Here is a 19,006-nt window from a genome sequence, read left to right as displayed (position 1 = left end):
ACGGGCCTTAGCCACAATGGCCGGTATCCGCTGCAATCGCTATTGCGGGCGCTGTGGCTAAAACCAGTACCTAAACTGTAATAACCAGCTTGCCAAATTGTGCCGAATTACCCATCCGCTCAAAAGCGTCTTTGGCTTGCGCAATAGGAAAAACTTCATCTATCACCGGCACAATTCCGTGCGTGGCAACAAAATCCAGCATGGCCTCAAATTCTTCCTGCGTACCCATGGTGGTACCCAAGATCTGCAATTGCTTCCAGAAGATAACCCTGCCACCCAGTTCGGGAATATTGCCCGCCGTTCCACCAAAGAAAACGATCCTTGCGCCGGGGTTGCACAGGTCAGGTATTTTGGCAAAGCCCTCACCAAGGGCACTGTCAATAACCGCATCAAAACCACCGGCCAGGTGTTTAAGTTCTTCGGCCCAGTCCTGCGCTTTATAGTTTACACCCGCTGCAGCGCCCAGCTGTTTGGCCCTCGCCAGCTTCTCACTGGTGCCCGATGTTACAAATACCTGGCAACCTGCCGCTACAGCCATCTGCAACAAAAAAGTACCGGTTCCCGCACCCACGCCGACGATCAAGACTTTATCACCTTTCTTGATCCGGGCCTTGGTAAACAAGGCGCGGTAGGCGGTAAGGCCGGCTAAAGGTAAAGCAGCAGTCTGTTCAAAGCTTAAATGAGCGGGTTTTGGCAGTAAGTACTCCGCCTTTACTTTCACATATTCGGCTAAAGTGCCATCATCCGGCAGGCCGAGGATCTTGAAATCCTTCCCCTGATATTCCGGGTGCTCACCCCAGTGATGCGATGGATTGATGATCACTTCTTTATTCAGCCATTCCTGGGCACCCTCGCCGGCTTCGGCTACAATGCCAGCGCCATCGGCACCCAAAATGGTTGGGTATTTAATGCCCGCGTACCTACCAATGGTGATCCAATAATCGCGGCGGTTAAGGGCAGCAGCTTTTATTTTCACCAAAACCTCACCGGGGCCGGCAACAGGGTTTTCAACTTCTTTAAATACGATCGGGTTTTCTGCAGATTCGAGAACGATAGCTTTCATAGGTATTTTACTTAACCAAAAAGCGGCAGAATTGTTGCCAATCTGCCGCTTCCCTTTATATCAATTTGCTTATTAAGCGATTGCTTTAGTGTATAACTCAGACACGTGTGCCCAGTTAATTACATTCCAGATAGCCGCCAAATAATCAGGGCGACGGTTTTGGTATTTTAAGTAGTAAGCATGTTCCCAAACATCAATACCTAAAATCGGTGTGCCTTTTACTTCAGCAATATCCATTAGAGGGTTATCCTGGTTAGGGGTTGAAGTTACAGCCAGTTTTTTATCAGCAGTAACAATTAACCATGCCCAGCCCGAACCGAAACGGGTTGCACCAGCTTCAGATACTTTAGTTTTGAAATCAGCAAATGAACCGAACGTGCTTTTGATCGCATCGGCTAATGCGCCTGTTGGCTCGCCACCACCGCTTGGAGATAACAAAGTCCAGAACATAGTGTGGTTATAGTGACCACCACCATTATTACGTACAGCAGGCGGAAACTTAGAGATGTTTTTAATGATGTCTTCGATTTTCGCATCTGCTTCTGGTTTACCTTCCAAAGCTTTGTTTAAGTTGGTAACATAAGCCTGGTGGTGCTTGCCATGGTGAATTTCCATAGTAGCTTTATCAATATGCGGTTCTAATGCATCAGTAGCGTAAGATAACGCCGGTAGTGTAAATGCCATAATGTTTAATATTTAGTATTTGTGGTTAAACAATTCGTGTTGAGCAAATATAAGAGACGAAACGGCTTTTTGTTCTAAAGGATTGTCATTTATATGAGTCTGCAGTCCGAAAGTCGGTAAGTCCGGAAGAAGAAGTCAAACCAGTGAGCGTCTTTACTGACTTTCGGACCGCGGACTTTCGGACCCCACACTGCGGACTTTCGAGCTGCCGACTTTCGGACTTCCGACTGCCCCACTACAATCTATCTCTTCGATTTAAAAAAATCCTTCACCAGCTGCGAACATTCGTTCTCGAAAATGCCACCCGTTACAACCGTTTTTGGGTGGGTGATCTTTTGATTGAGCCTGCCGAAACCGCGCTGGGCATCGTAGGCCCCAAAAACTATCTTCCCTACCTGGAACCAGTAGGATGCGCCGGCACACATTACGCAGGGTTCCAGCGTAACATACAGCGTACACTCCGGCAAGTATTTACCGCCCATAAAATTGGCTGCAGCAGTAAGCGCCTGCATTTCGGCATGCGCCGATACATCATTCAGCCGCTCGGTAAGGTTATGGCCCCTGCCGATGATCTGCCCTTTACATACCACCACCGCGCCAATAGGAATTTCATCTTCCTGCAGGGCCAGCCGCGCTTCTTTCAAAGCCTCTTTCATAAAGAATTCATCGGGCGATATTGCGGGCTCTTCGCCGAAATTATAGTATCTCATTAAATCAGTTTGCTTCCGTTTGGTACCGGTTTATCAATAGCAGTCAGCACAATGTCGCCGTTCTCATCAGCCAGGCCGGTTACCAAAAACTCCGACATAAAATTGGCGATCTGCTTTTTTGGGAAATTCACAACGCCCAGGATCTGCCTGCCCGGCAGCTCTTCTTTAGTGTAGTGTTTAGTGATCTGCGCGCTGGATTGCATAATCCCCAGCGGGCCAAAGTCCACCCGGAGCTTATAAGCAGGCTTCCGTGCCTCCGGAAAATCTGACGCTTCCAGGATGGTACCCGCACGCAACTCTACCTTTTCAAAATCGTTCCAGCTGATGGTTTCCATACGGCAAAGGTATAAAGGTATTAAGCAAAACAGGAGGCGACAATAAAAATCATTTAAACGAATTAAACATTTCCCCATCCGCTTAAATCCTACCGTTCGCTGTGCTCACACGCACTCCCTGTAACCAGCTAATTCACCAGCTTCCCGCTGATATCCACCTTTCGCGAAAATGGATTGAGATATTTGTTGGCCAGCACGGCAAACTCCCTTCGTGTTACCGGGCGTTTAATATCAAAAGCGGTGTTAAACTTGTATTTGGTTTGCCAGGCTGCCCGCATCATCTTCTGTAAAGTCTCCGGATCGGTGAGCGACATCTCGCTGATGTACGATAGCAGGTTGCCCACAGTAAAGGTTTCCCCCGGATTTGTTTTGTTAAACCACAGGAACGACCGTGCGTAGATCTCGTTCAAAAACGGCTTTACCTCCGCCGTATAAACAATGGTATCCGGCTTAAACAAAAACTGAGCGGCGTTGCCGGTTGGTTTAATAAAGCCGCGCAGCATTCCGGTTGCCCCCACCTGTTGTACCGCCCGGTAGGCCGGGTCTGCTTTTGGGATATCGTTAAATGGCATGATCGAACCACTGTATACCAGGATCTCATCCTGGATCTTGCGGACATCCAGCTGCTTGGTGGTCTTTTTAAAAAATGCGCACCAGGCAGCGGAGGCACCTACCCCCTGCCCCAGCGTCATCTGCACGGCCGGGTCGGTAATACTGCCGTTCACCAGGTGGGTAACCGACAACGCCTTTTCGGTAACAAAAAGGTTGGTTTGATCTTTTACCACTACAGCACCCAGCGGAATTCCAAACGCCGGAAAGGGCGGGTAGTTGATCTTCGGTGCACCGGGTACTACATAGTGCTGCCCGGGTAAAGCATCTGCCACCCCAATCCAGGTACGATACAACCGGGATTGCCGCTCGTATGGGGTGTATATATCCCCCAAAACCATGCGTAACTCGCCGTATGCACGTTTATTTTCGCGGATATAGGGAATCAGCGGAAGTTTATCTTTCGTGGGGAACTCATCGGCTAAGCCAAGGTTCTTGTACCCGAGTTCGGTTTGCAGGTAATAGATGAGGCCCAGCGTATGCAACCGCGATTGCCGAAAGGTAGCCTCCCGGTTCTCGGGCAGCAGATCGTTAGAGGTTACCGAATACTGACTGGCGCAATCGTTCCAGTTAACCAGATACTTATCGTTCATCAAAGCACCGGCTTTCAGCAGCTTTTTGATGTCGGCCTTTTTAAGGCAGGCAAACTGGCTGGCTTCATATCCTTCGGGTTTAACGATGGTACTATCGGCGCCCTTGCCGTAATCTTTTAAAATAGCTATCCAGCTGATGTCCTGGATCTGGTTGGTGGCATTTGCCGGAGCGAGTGCCTCACCCGTATCGTTGCGGCTATCAAAACCAGTATTGAACACTACACCCGCCTTTGCAGCCACATCCCCCAGTTCGGTCGCATCAATAACCGCCTGCGCTTTTATCACGTCGGTTTTACCATTTGCGGTAATACTCACCTCCCAGCCCGTACCATCTTTTTTAATGGCGGTGAAAGGTGTATTCATTTTAATGGTCAGGTTTTTTACCGTGTCTGTCAGTTTCTTCAGGATTGAGGCACCTATTGCGGGCTCGAAATTGAGTGGGGCATTTTTTGTAGTATCATACCCCAGCCGGCTTTTATAATAGCTGACAACCCTCCCCCTAAACTCCGCATAAATGCCTGTGGGTAAATTGCGGTTGGCATCCAGGATACAGAAACCGCCGGCCGTCATGCTGCCGCCCAGCAAAGGGCCCTGCTCTATCAGCAAGGTTTTTACGTTACTGCGTGCACTCTGGATAGCCGCAGCCACCCCGCTTGCTCCCCCGCCTACTACAAGTACATCGGTTTTTATGGTATCGGCATAGGTAAAATTAGCAATCAGCAGCAGCAGGATGGAGAGAATTTTTTTGATCATCAGTTTATAAAACAAGTACAAAACGCTAATTTAGAGCAAATCCTTATGGATCCGTTAAATTTTAATCCCTCAAGAAAATTAAAAACCATGACAGACGAGCAGATGCGTTACCCCATTGGTAATTTTGTAGCCCCCGTATCCTATATTATAGAAGATAAGCGCAAATGGATCAGCGACCTGCACAGCCTGCCCGGCAAGGTGCGCAATGCCATTATGCCGCTGAATGACGCGCAGCTGGATACCCCCTACCGCACCGGCGGCTGGACCTTGCGACAAGTGGTACACCATTTGGCCGATAGCCACATGAATTCGCTGGTGCGCTTTAAGCTGGCACTTACCGAAAACAGCCCCACTATAAAACCTTATGAAGAAGCCGACTGGGCCCTGCTGCCTGACTATCGCCTGCCGGTAGAATCATCTTTAAAAATGCTGGAGGGGATCCACATCCACATGGTGGCACTTTTTGAAAGCTTTACCGAAAACGAATGGGACCGCAGCTTTATACACCCCGCATCTGGCGATACGGTAACACTGAATAAAGGGCTTGCGCTTTATGCCTGGCACAGCCGCCACCATTTGGCGCACCTAACCGAAACGATTAAAAAGTTTTAAGCCACATCAGCCGGTTGGGGCCCGGCTCAATTATTTTAATTCCTCGCACATAAACCCTGCAACCTGCAAAATATGGCGAATGGTTTGCGGTTCTATGCGGCTGCTTACAATGCGCAGCACCTTATCGCAATCTTCCAGGTCGAAGTTGTATTGTTTGATATCTGCCAGGGCCGAGAGCAGGGGTTGCAACCGGCTCGCCTGCCGCGGCGTAGTAACACTTGTTTTAAAGATCAGCACATCCATAAGGTTGCTATTTAAGGTGATGATATATTAATTTTAATAACCCTTGTCGTTCGAACGAGCGATAGCGAGGAGAAATCTTTACGAGATGCATAACGTTTGCAAATAATATAAGATTCCTTCCCGCGCCTCGTTCGAAATAACAGGGAGATTTTAGCCCGCGTCTTTACTCCTGATTTCTGAAGTCCTGATACCAAAAGGCTTTACTCTTGACTCCTTCTTGAAGTCTTAATTCTTAAACTCCTGATTCCTGACGGCTTTACTCCTGACGCCTTGACTCTTGACGTCTTGACTCTTGATTCCTTCTTGATTCGTAATTCCTAAACCCCTGGCTCCTGATTCTTGACTTCCTGGCTCTTAAACTCCTGACTCTCCTTCTCCCGCCCCATCCAGTCGCGGTTGCCCCGGCGGCCCCAGCCGCAGCGGTCTTTCCACTGTTGTTTAAATTGTTCGCGTTCGTCGGGCGACATGCTGTTAAAGCGCTCGTTCATCATTTGCTTGCGGCGCATCCATGGGGCACCGCCACCGCCGCCCTTGCCAAAGCCGAACAGGATCTTACACAATATAAATATGCCCATGGCCTGCCAGTAAGTAATGGTACTTACATGGATTATATCCGGCAGCAGGTGGTCCCACAACTGCATCACCACGTAACTTATCAGGGCTAATAATGCCGCTACTCCCAGCGGAATTAGAAATAGTTTTTTTCTATGCTTGGTAATCATTTCAATAGATTTTTTCAATAATCATTAATTTCATTATACAATTGCTTTAACCGCTTGCGTAAATGCAGCACCGCGTAGCGCTTGCGCGATACCAGCGTATTGATGTTTTCACCCGTACGTTTGGCAATTTCATCAAAAGGTACGTCCTCCAGCTCCTGCCAAATGAACACCTGCCGCTGCTGCTCGGGCAATTCATCCAGCGCTGTAAAAAGCTCTTCCCAAAACAGGTTGCGAATATACTCGGTTTCCGGCGTACGGGTTTCGCTCATCAGTATCGCCTGGAAATCCGGCGCATCGTCGCCATCCTCACCGTTATCAGGCAGCATATCGTCCAGCAGCGTTTCGGTATGCTTTTTATGTTTATCTAAAATTTTATTGCGGGCAACGCGGTACAGCCAGGCGCTGGTTTGCTCGATAGGTTCAGAATTGATCACATTACTGAACTGGTACCATACATCCTGCAGAATGTCTTCGGCATCGGCATCACTCCTCACCCTGCGGCGGATAAAGCCCAGCAAGCTTTTACCATACGCCGTAATGGTTTGTATGATATGGCTGTTTTTATCCTGGGGCATTAGCGCGGTGGTAGTCAATTGTATGATTGTTTAAATATAAAGACGACTGTGGTGGGAATACATTTTAAAAAAAATTAAAATTGTTAAGGGTGGAGCGTGCCGGAAGTTTACTCACCCCGACATCGCAATCGCTCGTCACCTCTCTCTACTTTGTAGAGAAGGGAAAAATTGTGCTACACCCCTCTTTGCGTAGCAGAGAGGGGGCAGGGGGTGAGTTGATAAGAATACTGCATCCCGGTAAATTTACTCACCCCGACATCGCTATCGCTCGCCACCCCTCTCTACTTTGTAGAGAGGGGAAGAATTGTGCCACCCCTCTTTGCGTAGCAGAGAGGGGGCAGGGGTGAGTTGCTAACAAACTTTTACGCCCTCCCCAACGTTATAAATGCATGGCTGATAAAAAAACACTCATATTAGGCGCTACGCCAGATGCTAGCCGCTACGCTTACCTGGCTGCTAACCGCTTAATCAGTTACGGGCATCCTATTGTAAACGTAGGCATCAAAACCGGCGAAGTAGCAGGTGTACCTATTGAAAAACCGGAAACTATCCATACCGATATTGATACCATAACGCTGTATGTTGGTCCGCAAAACCAGCCGCCATTGTACGATTATATATTGAACACCAACCCCAAACGGATCATCTTTAACCCAGGCACCGAAAACAGCGACCTCCGCCGCATGGCCAAAGAACGTGGCATCGAAACGGATTACGCCTGTACGCTGGTGCTGTTGAGCATAGGTCAGTATTAGGTCGGTTGTCCTGCTGACGCACGAAGCATCTGCTAACCGTACGACAAGGAGCTTAGCGCATGGCGTTGAATAGATCCTTCCTTCGTCAGGATGACAATTGGTAAAAAAGAAGTTGTCATGTTGAGGTACGAAACATCTATTAAGCGATAGAAATGGCGTGTGATCCGTGGCGTTTAGCAGATCCTTCCTTCGTCAGGATGACAATTGGGGAAAACAACCTTGTCATGCTGAGGCACGAAGCATCTGCTAACCGTATGACATGGAGCTTACCGCATGGCATTGAATAGATCCTTCCTTCGTCAGGATGACAATGTGGTAAAAAAAGAGATTGTCCTGCTGAGGCACGAAGCATCTATTAAGCGATAGAAATGGCGTGTGATCCGTGGCGTTTAGCAGATCCTTCCTTCGTCAGGATGACAATTGGGGAAAACAACCTTGTCCTGCTGACGCACGAAGCATCTGCTAACCGTACGACAAGGAGCTTACCGCATGGCGTTGAATAGATCCTTCCTTCGTCAGGATGACAATTGGTAAAAAAAAGAAATTGTCATGCTGAGGCACGAAACCTCTATAACCGATAGAAATGGCGTGTGATCAGTGGCGTTTAGCAGATCCTTCCTTCGGCAGAATGACAATTGGGGAAAACAACCTTGTCATGCTGAGGCACGAAGCATCTGCTAACCGTATGACATGGAGCTTACCGCATGGCGTTGAATAGATCCTTCCTTCGTCAGGATGACAATTGGTAAAAAAGAAGTTGTCATGTTGAGGTACGAAACATCTATTAAGCGATAGAATGGCGTGTGATTCGTGGCGTTTAGCAGACCATCCTTCGCAGGATGACAATTGGGGAAAACAACCTTGTCATGCTGAGGCACGAAGCATCTTTTAACCGACAAACATCCCTCCATCCCTACTTAAATATCCTCAGAACCTTTACAAACCGCTGCACATAACCACTAGTCAGCGGCGTTTCCACCACACCTTTGGCTTTGCCCGATGTAGCATGAATAAACTTCACCGTATCGGCAGCAGCGGGCGATACCACAATCCCCATATGCCCAACTGTGCGGTCGGACGGGTTGGTGCCGGTAAAAAGGATCAGGTCGCCGGGGCGCGACTCCCCCACCGGCACCTCTCTGCTCACATGTGTAAAATCAACCGACGACCGCGGCACCGCGATACCGAAATGGTTAAACACATAGGTAATAAAGCCCGAGCAGTCGAACCCCACCGATGGGTCGGTAGAGCCGTATTGGTAGGGAATGCCCGTAGCCGTGCGGGCAAAAGCAACCAGTTCTGCCGGCGTAGTGCTGCCCGTGTTAATTTTGTTCATCTGCGGCGTACCGTCGGTAGGTGCAATGGGCGTATGCTCCGGAATTTTGCGCGTAACCTGTTTCCCGGCCGAATCCTTCACCGTAATTACATAAGCAGGCTCCTCCGGCGCACTGCAAGCCGCCAGCCCAATAAAAACCAAACACAAACCGCTGTTCAACCGCATAGTACCAAAAGGAAAAAGGAGGGCGAATGTTTGACTGTATGATATACCCCCCTGGCATAACGGCGATATTTTGCTTTTACAAGCATGCAAATTAAGCCTCACTAGCATCAGCGTTGCTCTACTAAACCGGGACGTAAAACATTACGTATTTTAAATTTGATAATATTCCTATTCCTTCTTTTTAATATGCAGGTTTCTTACATTGGAACATGGAAAACCTATTCAAAAATAAATACCGAATTCTACCTACCCGGCTTGCAAATTGGGATTATGGCGCAAATGGTTTATATTATATTACAATATGTACAGCAAACCGCACTAATTACTTTGGCGATATAGTTTCTTCCGGAAAGGAAAAAGAAGCAGGCCTCCAATCTACCGAAATGGGAGTAATTGCCGAGCGAAACTGGCAAAACATACCTGATCACTTTGATTTTGTGGAACTTGATGAATATGTGGTGATGCCCAATCATATCCACGGTATTTTATTTTTTAATAAACCACAAAAAACAGACTGGACACCCAACAGATTTGGCGTACAAAGCGGAAACCTGGCTTCGGTATTAAGGGGGTTCAAAGCATCGGTTAAGACATATGCAACCACAAACAACATTGAATTCAGTTGGCAAAGCAGATATCACGATCACGTCATCAGAAACGAAAAAGAATATTTTAACATCCAGCAGTATATTGCCAACAATCCCCAGCAATGGCTGTGTAAGGGCGACAATTCCAATGATTTTCTACCGAATTTTGATACGCCTTAAGATCATGATTAGCGGATTACCCCAACGTAGAGACGCAATATTTTGCGTCTCCCCCATGCAAATGCAACCATGAAAGCGGATTCAATTCCTGTAGAGACGCAATATTTTGCGTCTCCCCTATGCAAATGCAACCATGAAAGCGGATTCAATTCCTGTACAGACGCAATATTTTGCGTCTCCCCCATGCAAATGCAACCATGATTACCCAGATTTAATCCCCGTAGAGACGCAATATTTTGCGTCTCCCCCATGCAAATGCAACCATGATTACCCGGATTTAATCCCCGTAGAGACGCAATATTTTGCGTCTCCCCTATGCAAATGCAACCATGAAAGCGGATTCAATTCCTGTAGAGACGCAATATTTTGCGTCTCCCCCATGCAAATGCAACCATGATTAACGGATTTAATTCCCGTAGAGACGCAATATTTTGCGTCTCCCCCATGCAAATGCAACCATGAAAGCGGATTCAATTCCTGTAGAGACGCAATATTGCGTCTCCCCAATGCAAATGCAACCATGATTACCCGGATTTAATCCCCGGACAGACGCAATATTTTGCGTCTCCCCCATGCAAATGCAACCATGATTACCCGGATTTACCCCGGACAGACGCAATATTTTGCGTCTCCCCCATGCAAATGCAACCATGATTAACGGATTTATTCCACCGTATGTCTCACACATACAAATCAACCATGATTGGCGTATTTACCCCACCGCACAGACGCAATATTTTAAACTTTGTCCCTTTCCGATTTACCTCATCGCGTATTGGTTAAGGCATTAGGGGACTAACAATATCGCGTTCACCTGCATGGCGGGAGACGCAAAATATTGCGTCTCTACATTAGAAGGTTTGTTTTATCTGCTGTTTGCTTGCACACATTGGAAGATGGCAGGCGTACCGTCGATGCAAGCCCTCCTTTTGCCGGCTTTACGCTGCTATCAGGTTTAGGTCGGAACTGTCCGTCCGCATGCTTAATCGGAATAGTGCGGACCAGTGGAAAAGCATTGACAAATTGGTAGTGCGGGGGAAATGGGTGTTTTTTGAACTTTGAAAATTCGCTTGATTAATTTTGAAAGCTCACTTATCTCCGATTGCCTATCGTAGGCATAATAAATAGATTTGCTGAATGAATACCTTTTATCTAGTTACCGATCAGCCGACTAATTGCCCAATTTGCGGTGCGAGGACTGAATTGATTGCGGATTTTTCGCATCTCAATAATCGGCTACGGATTGAGCGATGTTTAAATAGTGGTTGTAAATATGTATTTTCCGAAGTAGAAAAATAAAAGTTATATGGCCATTAGAGTAACGTGTGCACTTATAATCAATAACGAAGGAAAGGTCCTTGTGGCACAACGTAGTACACAAATGAGTTTACCGTTAAAATGGGAATTTCCTGGAGGTAAGATTGAACCAAACGAATCTCCAAACGATTGCTTAGTCAGAGAAATAAAAGAAGAGTTAGATATAGATATCCGGATTGTAAAGCAGTTGCCTAGCAACAATCACAGTTATCCGCACATCTCCATTGAACTTATTCCCTTTCTGTGCATATACCTAACTGGAGAAATCAGCCTTAGAGAACACGCAAATTTCAGGTGGCTTCCTAAAGATGATTTGCTAGCTTTGGATTGGGCGGATGCAGATGTGCCTATTCTTTATAACTATCTAAACCTTTCCAATGTCGGTAATTGAATTAGGCCTGTACGAACAATTGATAAACAAGCTCATCGCTAACAAATTAAGCTTATTAAATACCGAATCCTTTTTTATTAAGAAAGCTAAACTCGACAAGGAAGAGGCATCAAGATATCTGAGTTTATACTTGTCTGAGACAATTAAATTTGCTCTCAATGAAATTAAAGATGAGGACAAAACGCTCAAACAAATTGAGCTTTCAAACAAAATAATTCAGCTACTCATAACCGAACTCCCTGATTTAGGATTATCGGATAATTTAATCGATAATGAGGGAAAAATCCTTGATGCCGTTTTTTCAAAATTAGATACCCCCTTTGCAGATTTTAATGATCGAATTAAACAAATCACTCCGTACACTCGCCTAAGTCAGAGCGAATTATTTACTGGAAACAACGTTGGCATTTCGTTAGAAAGTGAAATTAAGAAAGAAATTCTTTCATCGGATGAAATTTGCTGGTTGGTATCCTTTATAAAATACTCCGGTATAAGAATTTTCAAGGACGAGTTAGAGGAGTTCACAAACAGTGGCAGGAAATTAAGAATCATTACAACTTCTTATATGGGAGCAACTGATGTAAAAGCGATTGAATTTCTTTCAAATTTAAAGAACACGGCAATTAAAGTCTCCTATAATTCCGATCATGAACGGTTACATGCTAAAGCATATTTATTTCTAAGGAACACCGGTTTTACAACTGGCTATATTGGTTCGTCAAATATTTCAAGATCAGCGCTCACAAATGGCTTAGAATGGAACCTAAAGGTGACATCAAAAGAAATTAACCACATCATTGATAAATTTAAAAAAACCTTTGAAACTTATTGGGTAGATAAAGATTTCGAAAACTATGAATTTGGCAAAGATAAACCAAGGCTTATAGCAGCTTTAAAACAACAACGATCCTTCGACAGACAAGGCATAACTACCTTTTTTGATTTGAAGCCTTTTCCTTACCAAGACGAAATTCTGGAAAGATTACAGTCAGAAAGGATAGTACACGAAAGATGTAAAAACTTAATTGTTGCCGCTACAGGAACAGGAAAAACTATAGTTTCTGCTTTCGATTATCGCAATTTCAAAAATGGAAATCAACGAGCGCGGCTACTTTTTGTAGCCCATAGAAAAGAAATTTTAGAACAAGCACAACAAGCTTTTCAACACGTATTGAGAGACGCAAACTTTGGCGAATTATGGGTTGATGGACAGGAGCCTGCCAGTTATGAATTTGTTTTTGCCTCAGTTCAAACGTTAGCTAATCAAATCATGAAGTTAAAATTAAGTTCAGGATTTTTTGATTTTATTATAATAGATGAGGTACACCATATTGCAGCATCAAGTTACCGACCTATTTTGGCCCATTTCGAACCAAAGATATTGCTCGGCTTAACTGCTACGCCAGAGCGTGGAGATGGCGAGGATATTTTGAAAGATTTTTGCGGCGTAATTGCTGCTGAAATTAGATTGCCAGAAGCTCTTAACAGAAAACTACTTTCGCCGTTTCAATATTTCGCCGTATCAGATTATGTTGATTTATCTAAACTCTCTTGGAAAAACGGGAGATATGAAATCAATGAACTTACAAAACTTTACACTGAAGATGATCGGCGAATTGGAGATATCTTAAAAAACTGCGAAAAATATCTAACCGACATTCAGGATGTTAGAGCAATAGGTTTCTGTGTAAGTATAGATCACGCCAGATATATGGCGGAGCAGTTCATATTAGCCGGCCTGAAGGCAGATTATTTGACAAGTGAAAATTCAGTTAATCGATCAGAGATAAGGGAAAGACTTCGCAATAAAGAAATCAACTATTTATTCGTTAGAGATATTTTCAATGAAGGCGTAGATATACCAGAAATAGATACAGTGCTTTTTTTAAGGCCGACGGAAAGTTTAACAATCTTCCTACAACAATTAGGAAGAGGACTGAGGATTGCTTCGAATAAAGACTGTTTAACAGTTTTAGATTTTGTGGGTAACGCAAGACCAGAATACGATTTTGAACATAAATTCAGAGCGTTGGTTGGTAAAACTCAAACATCTATCATTAAAGAAATTGAAGATGACTTCCCACATTTACCTTTGGGTTGCTCTATCGTATTAGAAAAAAAGGCAAAGGAAGTAATACTAAAAAATATAAACGCAGCCATTGGCTTCAATCGAAAGCAACTTGTCATCAAAATTCAAAACTTCAAACATCAGTCAACACTACCACTAAACTTAAAAAACTTCATCGAATTCCAGCACATTGAATTGCAATTAATTTACAAAAAAGGCAGTTGGAAGCGGCTTTGTACGGAGGCAAACGTAATTCCAAACTTTATCGAACCTAACGAAGTTGAAATTACTGGATGCATCAAGCGATTATTGAGATGCAATTCGATGGTGTACCTCAAATTCATCAAAGATTTAATTGTAGATGATTTTAACATCCACAATCTGAATGATGAAAAGAATCTAATGTTATTAATGCTTCATTACGATATTTGGCAAAAGGCTGGCCCGATGTTAGATTTTGTTTCATTGGAGGCAAGCTTTAATCAGGTTGCCAAAAACCCAACGATGTTGGCTGAATTTGTTGAAATCACGGACTACCTCATGTCCAAAATAGATTTTGTGGAGAGAAAGTTTGAGTTGGATATCCCAATGCCATTACGGATACACAGCCGATATAACAGAGGCGAAATATTGGTAGCAACAGGTATGCACAAATTTGATAAAGCTTCGTCGAATCGAGAAGGAGTAGCTGAAAATAAAGAATTAAATATCGAATCACTATTTATCACATTAAAAAAGTCGGAGAAAGAGTATTCGCCATCAACGCTTTACGATGATTACGCAATTAATGAATATCTTTTTCATTGGCAATCTCAAAACGCAACATCACCAACCTCCTCTAAAGGTCTATCTTACATAAATCACAATTCGAAAGACAAGAAAATTTTGCTATTCGTCCGCGAGCAAAACGATGATCAATATGGCTTTACCATGCCTTATGTGTTTTTGGGAGAAGCCAATTATATAAAATCGAATGGAACTAAACCGATGAATGTAGAGTGGCAGTTGTGTGAACCTATGCCTGCATATCTTTGGAAAGAAAGCGGTAAATTAGCAATTGGATAAGTTCACTTATATCCAATTGCCCGCCCCGATCCATCCGGCTAAATTAGCCGCATGCCGAACATCAAATTCAACTACCTCTACCGCGACGCAGGCAACTACAAAAATTATGGATCGGTGATCTTCGCCAGTCCAAGCGAAATAGACTTGGCAGCCCTAAAGATCCTCATCCGTTCCAAACTCTTTGATGAAACCTGGTTTTACCATCATGAATGGCAAGTAACAGATTTGCATTTCGGCACATGGGATAATGAATTGGACCATACCTGGCACGAGTTTGAAAGTATAGAACATACTAATGAGGCTGCGACTTCCGGATTGAGCCTGCCGGAGTTTATAGAAGTGATTAAACAATTACCATTTTCCTGATACCACGAAAATGATCGTCTGGTAATTTCAGGGCAAAACAACAGATGTAATTCTAATGTTTTTACCGGAAAACCTGTTCCACAGGTTTTTCATCAAAGTGTTTCACTAATTATAACACAATTTTCCTGTTTTCATAATTAACTTATAATAAATACATTACAACAATTATTTAAACAATGCGGGTATTCCTAAGTGTTTCACCAAAAAACGTAAAGCATTGATTATCAAAATAGATGGTGTTTCACCCGATTCACATTCGCAAAGTGAAACACCTACTGTAAAATCCCGCTATTAGTTTACACTTTCGTGCCCGGAGCCATAGTTTGCGGCTTGCCAATTTATCCCTATTTTAGGGCAGCCAACGCCACCTGCCATTAAAGAACCCAGCACGAACCGGAATATTGTTTGATCATTAATAAATAACACCTTTGGCCGGCAACTGCGTTGTACTATAACTGAACCCGTTTTTGAATGAGAAAAATCATCTACCCGCTGCTGTTTGTGGCTGCCCTTGCCGTTTCCTCGTGTGCTAAAAAGATTATACCCTTTGCCGCCACCAATAAAGTTTACGCCACCCAAACCGACAGCCTGATAGCGGTTATTCAAAAGCAGGACACACTTACACTGGCAGATAGCCTCGGCAAAGCCGTAGCCAGCGAGTGGGTTGGTACGGTTAACTTTAACCTGCGCAAACCCAACTATGTTATTATACACTATACCGCGCAGGATTCGCTCGCGCAAACGCTCAAAACCTTTACGCTGGTAAAGCCGCAGGTAAGCGCCCATTACGTGGTGGGCAAAGATGGCCGCATTGTACACATGCTGAATGATTACCTGCGTGCCTGGCATGCCGGCATCAGCAAATGGGGCAGCATTAGTGATATGAACAGCTGCTCGATAGGGATTGAGATTGATAACAATGGTAAAGAAGCTTTTAACCCCCTGCAGGTAAAAAGCCTGCTATTGCTGCTGGCACAGCTAAAAAAGGCCTATAATATCCCCGCCAATAACTTTATTGGTCACCAGGACATAGCGCCGGTTCGCAAGCCGGATCCGGGTATATTGTTTCCGTGGCAGCTGCTGGCGCAAAAAGGTTTCGGCCAGTGGCAGGATGCTGTATTGGTACCGGCTCCGGAAAACTTTGATACGGCAATGGCGCTGCGCCTGATTGGTTATGATACCAGCAACCTGCCGGCTGCCATTAGCGCCTTTAAACGCCACTTTGTGCAGGCAGATGATACGCCGGTGCTTACACCGTGTGATATGGATGTGTTGTATAACGTTTATAAGAAATATTAGGCGAAGCCCCCCAGCCCCCTGAAGGGGGAGCTTTTGATTTGCACCGCCGCAACCCGGTAACCCTTTCCTGGCATGGCACTAACCGGGCAAGTAAGAGATTGCCGCACAGCGCTCGCCCTACTTCACTCCTCGCAACAACAAGGTTGATTCTACCCAAAATACTTTTGTACCCCATTAGCACAGTTCACCCCATCTATTGCAGCGGAGATAATGCCACCTGCATACCCGGCACCTTCGCCACAGGGGAACAAACCGGCTACTTGCGGGTGCTGGTAAGTATCACGGTCGCGGGGCAATTTGATAGGCGATGACGTACGCGACTCGACACCAACCAGTATAGCCTCGTTGGTATAATACCCTTTCATTTTAAGGCCGAAGGCTGGCAATGCTTTGCGCAGGCGGGCGTGGATCCAGTCGGGTAATACTTCCAGCAAGTCGACACTTTTACAGCCGGGCAGGTAGGAGTTGAGGGGCAGATCGGCAGAGATGCGCCTTTCTACAAAATCAACCATACGCTGTGCCGGGGCAACCAGGTTACCGCCGCCAGCTTTAAAGGCCAGATGCTCTGCCTGCTGCTGAAAGTTCAGCATTCGGAAAGGGTCGTTCATATCACCTTTTACATCCTCCATATTAATCTGCACCACGGTGCCCGAGTTTGCAAAAGGATTGTTGCGTTTAGAAGGGCTCCAGCCGTTCACTACAATTTCATCGGCAGCGGTAGCGCAGGGGGCAATAATACCACCGGGGCACATGCAAAAAGAAAACACGCCGCGGTCGTCTACCTGTTCTACCAGGTTATAATAAGAAGGCGGCAGGTAGGGGCCACGCGACTCGCAATGATATTGGGCACGGTCGATGATCTCCTGGGGATGTTCTATGCGTACACCGAGGGCAAACGGTTTGGCTTCGATCAAAATGTTTTGTGCATGCAGCATCCGGAATACGTCATGCGCCGAATGCCCCGTCGCCAGGATCACCGCATCAGCCGGCAATTTCTCCCCATCGGCTAATTGCACCCCCTTTATTTTACCAAATTCTATTACCAGGGACGTGACTTTGGTATCAAACAAAACTTCGCCCCCGGCATTCAGGATGCTCTCCCGCATAGCGGTAATAATCTGCGGCAGTTTGTTGGTACCAATATGCGGGCGGGCATCCACCAGGATATCTTCGGTAGCACCATGGGCAACAAAGGTTTTCAGCACGCCGGTAACGTCGCCGCGTTTGGTGCTGCGGGTGTAAAGCTTCCCGTCAGAATAGGTACCCGCCCCACCCTCGCCAAAGCAATAATTAGATTCGGGGTTAACCAGGCCCTGCTTGTTGATGTTGGCCAGGTCGCGGCGGCGTTGTTTTACATCTTTCCCACGCTCTAAAATAACGGGTTTTAAGCCCTGTTCTATACACTGCAAAGCAGCAAACAGCCCGGCAGGGCCAGCACCAACAATAATTACGCGTTGGGCATCCTTTACATTTTTATACTGAACGGTATAGGTTTCGGGCGATAATGGTTCTTCTATATAAACAGCCACCTGCATCCGGTACAGCACCTTCCGCCCCCGCGCATCTATCGAGCGCTTAAGGATCTTGATATTATTAATTCGTTTTTGGGAAATATTGGCGGCGGTTGCTGCCAGGCTTTTTAAAACCGCTTCGTCTTCCTGCTGCCCGGGAGGGCATACAATTTCTACTTCTTTGATCATATAGATTGCCGGGTTTTTATCCCGGATAGGGCAAAGATAAATATTTTGAGCGGCAGTTTTAAGTGGATTGCAGGGCGATGATAGCAACACAAAGCAAACGGAGCAAACAAGGAGAATTAGCAGCGGTTGAAGAAGTTGCTACTTATAGATCATTGTCCGCTATAGCACGGTACACCGTTCGAATACGAACAGTTCCTGTTTGCTATCAAATTATATTACACTGATAGTCAATAAAATATAAAAACGGTTGAGTTTTGGCATATCCCCAATCACAACAATACCGCAATGACACCCGATACCGATACCCGCTTAAACACCCTTTGGGAAGGCTGTTTACAAAACGACAGGAAACAACAGGAAATGCTTTACAAGATGCTAGCCCCAAAAATGTTGGCTGTTTGCATGCGTTACGCAAAAGATAAAGATGAGGCCCAGGACATCCTGCAGGAAGGGTTTATCAAGATGTTTAAAAGCATGAACAGCTACCGCGGCGAAGGGAGCCTTGAAGGCTGGATCCGCCGGATCATGGTACACAGCGCCATCTCGCGTTACCGTAAAGCTAAAGCTATAGTTTTGGTAGATGACTTTGCCGGGCAGAATATCCCGGTAAGCAGCAGCTACAACGCCAACGGACTAGAGGCCCGCGAACTGATGCAAATGGTAGATGAGTTGCCCAAAACTTACCGGTCGGTATTTAATATGTATGCTATTGAAGGTTACTCGCACCAGGAAATTGGCAGCACATTGGGCATGACCGAACTGCTATCCCGCACTACCCTGCACCGCGCCCGGGCTATACTAAAAGAAAGACTCAGCCAGCTTACCATCAGAGAGCGCCACTGCTTGGCTGGATAAGTTGTCTGAATCAAATGATTTGC

At 45.5% G+C, this 19,006-nt stretch carries 18 protein-coding genes; 8 read left to right on the top strand and 10 right to left on the bottom strand.

Going from position 1 to position 19,006, the window contains the following annotated elements; translation table 11 throughout:
* Positions 1-70: 70 nt before the first annotated feature.
* The 5 genes from A0256_07000 to A0256_06980 all read right to left on the bottom strand — a co-directional run bounded on the left by A0256_07000 (position 71) and on the right by A0256_06980 (position 4,762).
* Positions 71-1,063 (bottom strand): alcohol dehydrogenase, encoded by a 993-nt coding sequence (locus A0256_07000; GenBank protein AMR31189.1) that lies wholly within the window; start codon positions 1,061-1,063, stop codon positions 71-73.
* A 72-nt stretch (positions 1,064-1,135) separates the two neighbouring features.
* Positions 1,136-1,747 carry a superoxide dismutase gene (locus A0256_06995; GenBank protein ID AMR31188.1) on the bottom strand — a complete coding sequence of 204 codons (612 nt, stop codon included), beginning with the start codon at positions 1,745-1,747 and terminating at the stop codon, positions 1,136-1,138.
* A gap of 242 nt (positions 1,748-1,989) precedes the next feature.
* The gene (locus A0256_06990) at positions 1,990-2,457 is read right to left on the bottom strand and encodes a tRNA-specific adenosine deaminase (GenBank protein ID AMR31187.1); all 468 of its coding nucleotides are present in this window, start codon (positions 2,455-2,457) and stop codon (positions 1,990-1,992) included.
* Complete coding sequence (locus tag A0256_06985; protein ID AMR31186.1) at positions 2,457-2,792, bottom strand: tRNA-binding protein; 336 nt, start codon at positions 2,790-2,792, stop codon at positions 2,457-2,459. Before A0256_06985 ends, A0256_06990 begins: the two co-directional genes overlap by 1 nt.
* 128 nt (positions 2,793-2,920) lie before the next feature.
* Positions 2,921-4,762: a hypothetical protein gene (locus A0256_06980; protein ID AMR31185.1), complete on the bottom strand. Its 1,842-nt coding sequence runs from the start codon at positions 4,760-4,762 to the stop codon at positions 2,921-2,923.
* Between the two features lie 72 nt (positions 4,763-4,834).
* Between A0256_06980 and A0256_06975 the strand changes: the two genes are divergently transcribed.
* Positions 4,835-5,359 carry a metal-dependent hydrolase gene (locus A0256_06975; protein AMR34458.1) on the top strand — a complete coding sequence of 175 codons (525 nt, stop codon included), beginning with the start codon at positions 4,835-4,837 and terminating at the stop codon, positions 5,357-5,359.
* A 30-nt stretch (positions 5,360-5,389) separates the two neighbouring features.
* Here the strand turns inward: A0256_06975 and A0256_06970 are convergent, their stop codons facing one another.
* The 3 genes from A0256_06970 to A0256_06960 form a co-directional block, all read right to left on the bottom strand.
* Positions 5,390-5,602, bottom strand: coding sequence for a hypothetical protein (locus A0256_06970; protein AMR31184.1), 213 nt, complete (start codon positions 5,600-5,602; stop codon positions 5,390-5,392).
* 317 nt (positions 5,603-5,919) lie between these two features.
* Positions 5,920-6,342: a hypothetical protein gene (locus tag A0256_06965; protein AMR31183.1), complete on the bottom strand. Its 423-nt coding sequence runs from the start codon at positions 6,340-6,342 to the stop codon at positions 5,920-5,922.
* A complete protein-coding gene (locus A0256_06960; protein AMR31182.1) occupies positions 6,339-6,899 on the bottom strand; it encodes an RNA polymerase subunit sigma-24 in 561 nt (186 codons plus the stop codon). The genes A0256_06965 and A0256_06960 overlap by 4 nt, the downstream gene beginning before the upstream one ends.
* A 389-nt stretch (positions 6,900-7,288) precedes the next feature.
* Here A0256_06960 and A0256_06955 point away from each other — a divergent pair, with 389 nt between their 5' ends.
* A complete protein-coding gene (locus A0256_06955) occupies positions 7,289-7,654 on the top strand; it encodes a CoA-binding protein (protein AMR31181.1) in 366 nt (121 codons plus the stop codon).
* A 913-nt stretch (positions 7,655-8,567) separates the two neighbouring features.
* Here the strand turns inward: A0256_06955 and A0256_06950 are convergent.
* On the bottom strand, positions 8,568-9,155 hold the full coding sequence (locus A0256_06950; GenBank protein AMR31180.1) for a hypothetical protein: 588 nt from the start codon (positions 9,153-9,155) through the stop codon (positions 8,568-8,570).
* Positions 9,156-9,364: 209 nt separating this feature from the next.
* Here A0256_06950 and A0256_06945 point away from each other — a divergent pair, with 209 nt between their 5' ends.
* From A0256_06945 to A0256_06925, 5 genes are all read left to right on the top strand, one after another.
* Positions 9,365-9,922 carry a hypothetical protein gene (locus A0256_06945; GenBank protein ID AMR31179.1) on the top strand — a complete coding sequence of 186 codons (558 nt, stop codon included), beginning with the start codon at positions 9,365-9,367 and terminating at the stop codon, positions 9,920-9,922.
* 1,306 nt (positions 9,923-11,228) lie between these two features.
* Positions 11,229-11,630 (top strand): hypothetical protein, encoded by a 402-nt coding sequence (locus tag A0256_06940; protein ID AMR31178.1) that lies wholly within the window; start codon positions 11,229-11,231, stop codon positions 11,628-11,630.
* Positions 11,617-14,763, top strand: a complete 3,147-nt coding sequence (locus A0256_06935) for a restriction endonuclease subunit R (protein AMR31177.1) — start codon at positions 11,617-11,619, stop codon at positions 14,761-14,763. Before A0256_06940 ends, A0256_06935 begins: the two co-directional genes overlap by 14 nt.
* A gap of 51 nt (positions 14,764-14,814) precedes the next feature.
* Positions 14,815-15,129, top strand: a complete 315-nt coding sequence (locus A0256_06930) for a hypothetical protein (protein AMR31176.1) — start codon at positions 14,815-14,817, stop codon at positions 15,127-15,129.
* A gap of 471 nt (positions 15,130-15,600) precedes the next feature.
* Complete coding sequence (locus A0256_06925; protein ID AMR31175.1) at positions 15,601-16,428, top strand: N-acetylmuramoyl-L-alanine amidase; 828 nt, start codon at positions 15,601-15,603, stop codon at positions 16,426-16,428.
* A 149-nt stretch (positions 16,429-16,577) separates the two neighbouring features.
* On the opposite strand, the gene A0256_06920 is transcribed toward A0256_06925, so the two are convergent.
* Positions 16,578-18,128 carry an FAD-binding protein gene (locus tag A0256_06920; protein AMR34457.1) on the bottom strand — a complete coding sequence of 517 codons (1,551 nt, stop codon included), beginning with the start codon at positions 18,126-18,128 and terminating at the stop codon, positions 16,578-16,580.
* Positions 18,129-18,413: 285 nt separating this feature from the next.
* Between A0256_06920 and A0256_06915 the strand changes: the two genes are divergently transcribed.
* Positions 18,414-18,983, top strand: coding sequence for an RNA polymerase subunit sigma-70 (locus A0256_06915; GenBank protein AMR31174.1), 570 nt, complete (start codon positions 18,414-18,416; stop codon positions 18,981-18,983).
* Positions 18,984-19,006 lie beyond the last annotated feature (23 nt).

Source organism: Mucilaginibacter sp. PAMC 26640, from assembly GCA_001596135.1.
Taxonomy (GTDB): domain Bacteria; phylum Bacteroidota; class Bacteroidia; order Sphingobacteriales; family Sphingobacteriaceae; genus Mucilaginibacter.
Note: the sequence above shows the minus strand (reverse complement) of the source record. Positions and strands in the feature narration are given on the sequence as shown.

What these genes read in the sequence shown, in the direction of transcription:
- A0256_06985 (AMR31186.1), bottom strand. Translation starts at nt 2,792, where the DNA reads ATGGAAACCATCAGCTGGAACGATTTTGAAAAGGTAGAGTTGCGTGCG.
- A0256_06930 (AMR31176.1), top strand. Translation starts at nt 14,815, where the DNA reads ATGCCGAACATCAAATTCAACTACCTCTACCGCGACGCAGGCAACTAC.
- A0256_06925 (AMR31175.1), top strand. Translation starts at nt 15,601, where the DNA reads ATGAGAAAAATCATCTACCCGCTGCTGTTTGTGGCTGCCCTTGCCGTT.
- A0256_06950 (AMR31180.1), bottom strand. Translation starts at nt 9,155, where the DNA reads ATGCGGTTGAACAGCGGTTTGTGTTTGGTTTTTATTGGGCTGGCGGCT.
- A0256_06970 (AMR31184.1), bottom strand. Translation starts at nt 5,602, where the DNA reads ATGGATGTGCTGATCTTTAAAACAAGTGTTACTACGCCGCGGCAGGCG.
- A0256_06995 (AMR31188.1), bottom strand. Translation starts at nt 1,747, where the DNA reads ATGGCATTTACACTACCGGCGTTATCTTACGCTACTGATGCATTAGAA.
- A0256_06975 (AMR34458.1), top strand. Translation starts at nt 4,835, where the DNA reads ATGACAGACGAGCAGATGCGTTACCCCATTGGTAATTTTGTAGCCCCC.
- A0256_07000 (AMR31189.1), bottom strand. Translation starts at nt 1,063, where the DNA reads ATGAAAGCTATCGTTCTCGAATCTGCAGAAAACCCGATCGTATTTAAA.
- A0256_06935 (AMR31177.1), top strand. Translation starts at nt 11,617, where the DNA reads ATGTCGGTAATTGAATTAGGCCTGTACGAACAATTGATAAACAAGCTC.
- A0256_06960 (AMR31182.1), bottom strand. Translation starts at nt 6,899, where the DNA reads ATGCCCCAGGATAAAAACAGCCATATCATACAAACCATTACGGCGTAT.
- A0256_06955 (AMR31181.1), top strand. Translation starts at nt 7,289, where the DNA reads ATGGCTGATAAAAAAACACTCATATTAGGCGCTACGCCAGATGCTAGC.
- A0256_06920 (AMR34457.1), bottom strand. Translation starts at nt 18,128, where the DNA reads ATGATCAAAGAAGTAGAAATTGTATGCCCTCCCGGGCAGCAGGAAGAC.
- A0256_06990 (AMR31187.1), bottom strand. Translation starts at nt 2,457, where the DNA reads ATGAGATACTATAATTTCGGCGAAGAGCCCGCAATATCGCCCGATGAA.
- A0256_06915 (AMR31174.1), top strand. Translation starts at nt 18,414, where the DNA reads ATGACACCCGATACCGATACCCGCTTAAACACCCTTTGGGAAGGCTGT.
- A0256_06940 (AMR31178.1), top strand. Translation starts at nt 11,229, where the DNA reads ATGGCCATTAGAGTAACGTGTGCACTTATAATCAATAACGAAGGAAAG.
- A0256_06945 (AMR31179.1), top strand. Translation starts at nt 9,365, where the DNA reads ATGGAAAACCTATTCAAAAATAAATACCGAATTCTACCTACCCGGCTT.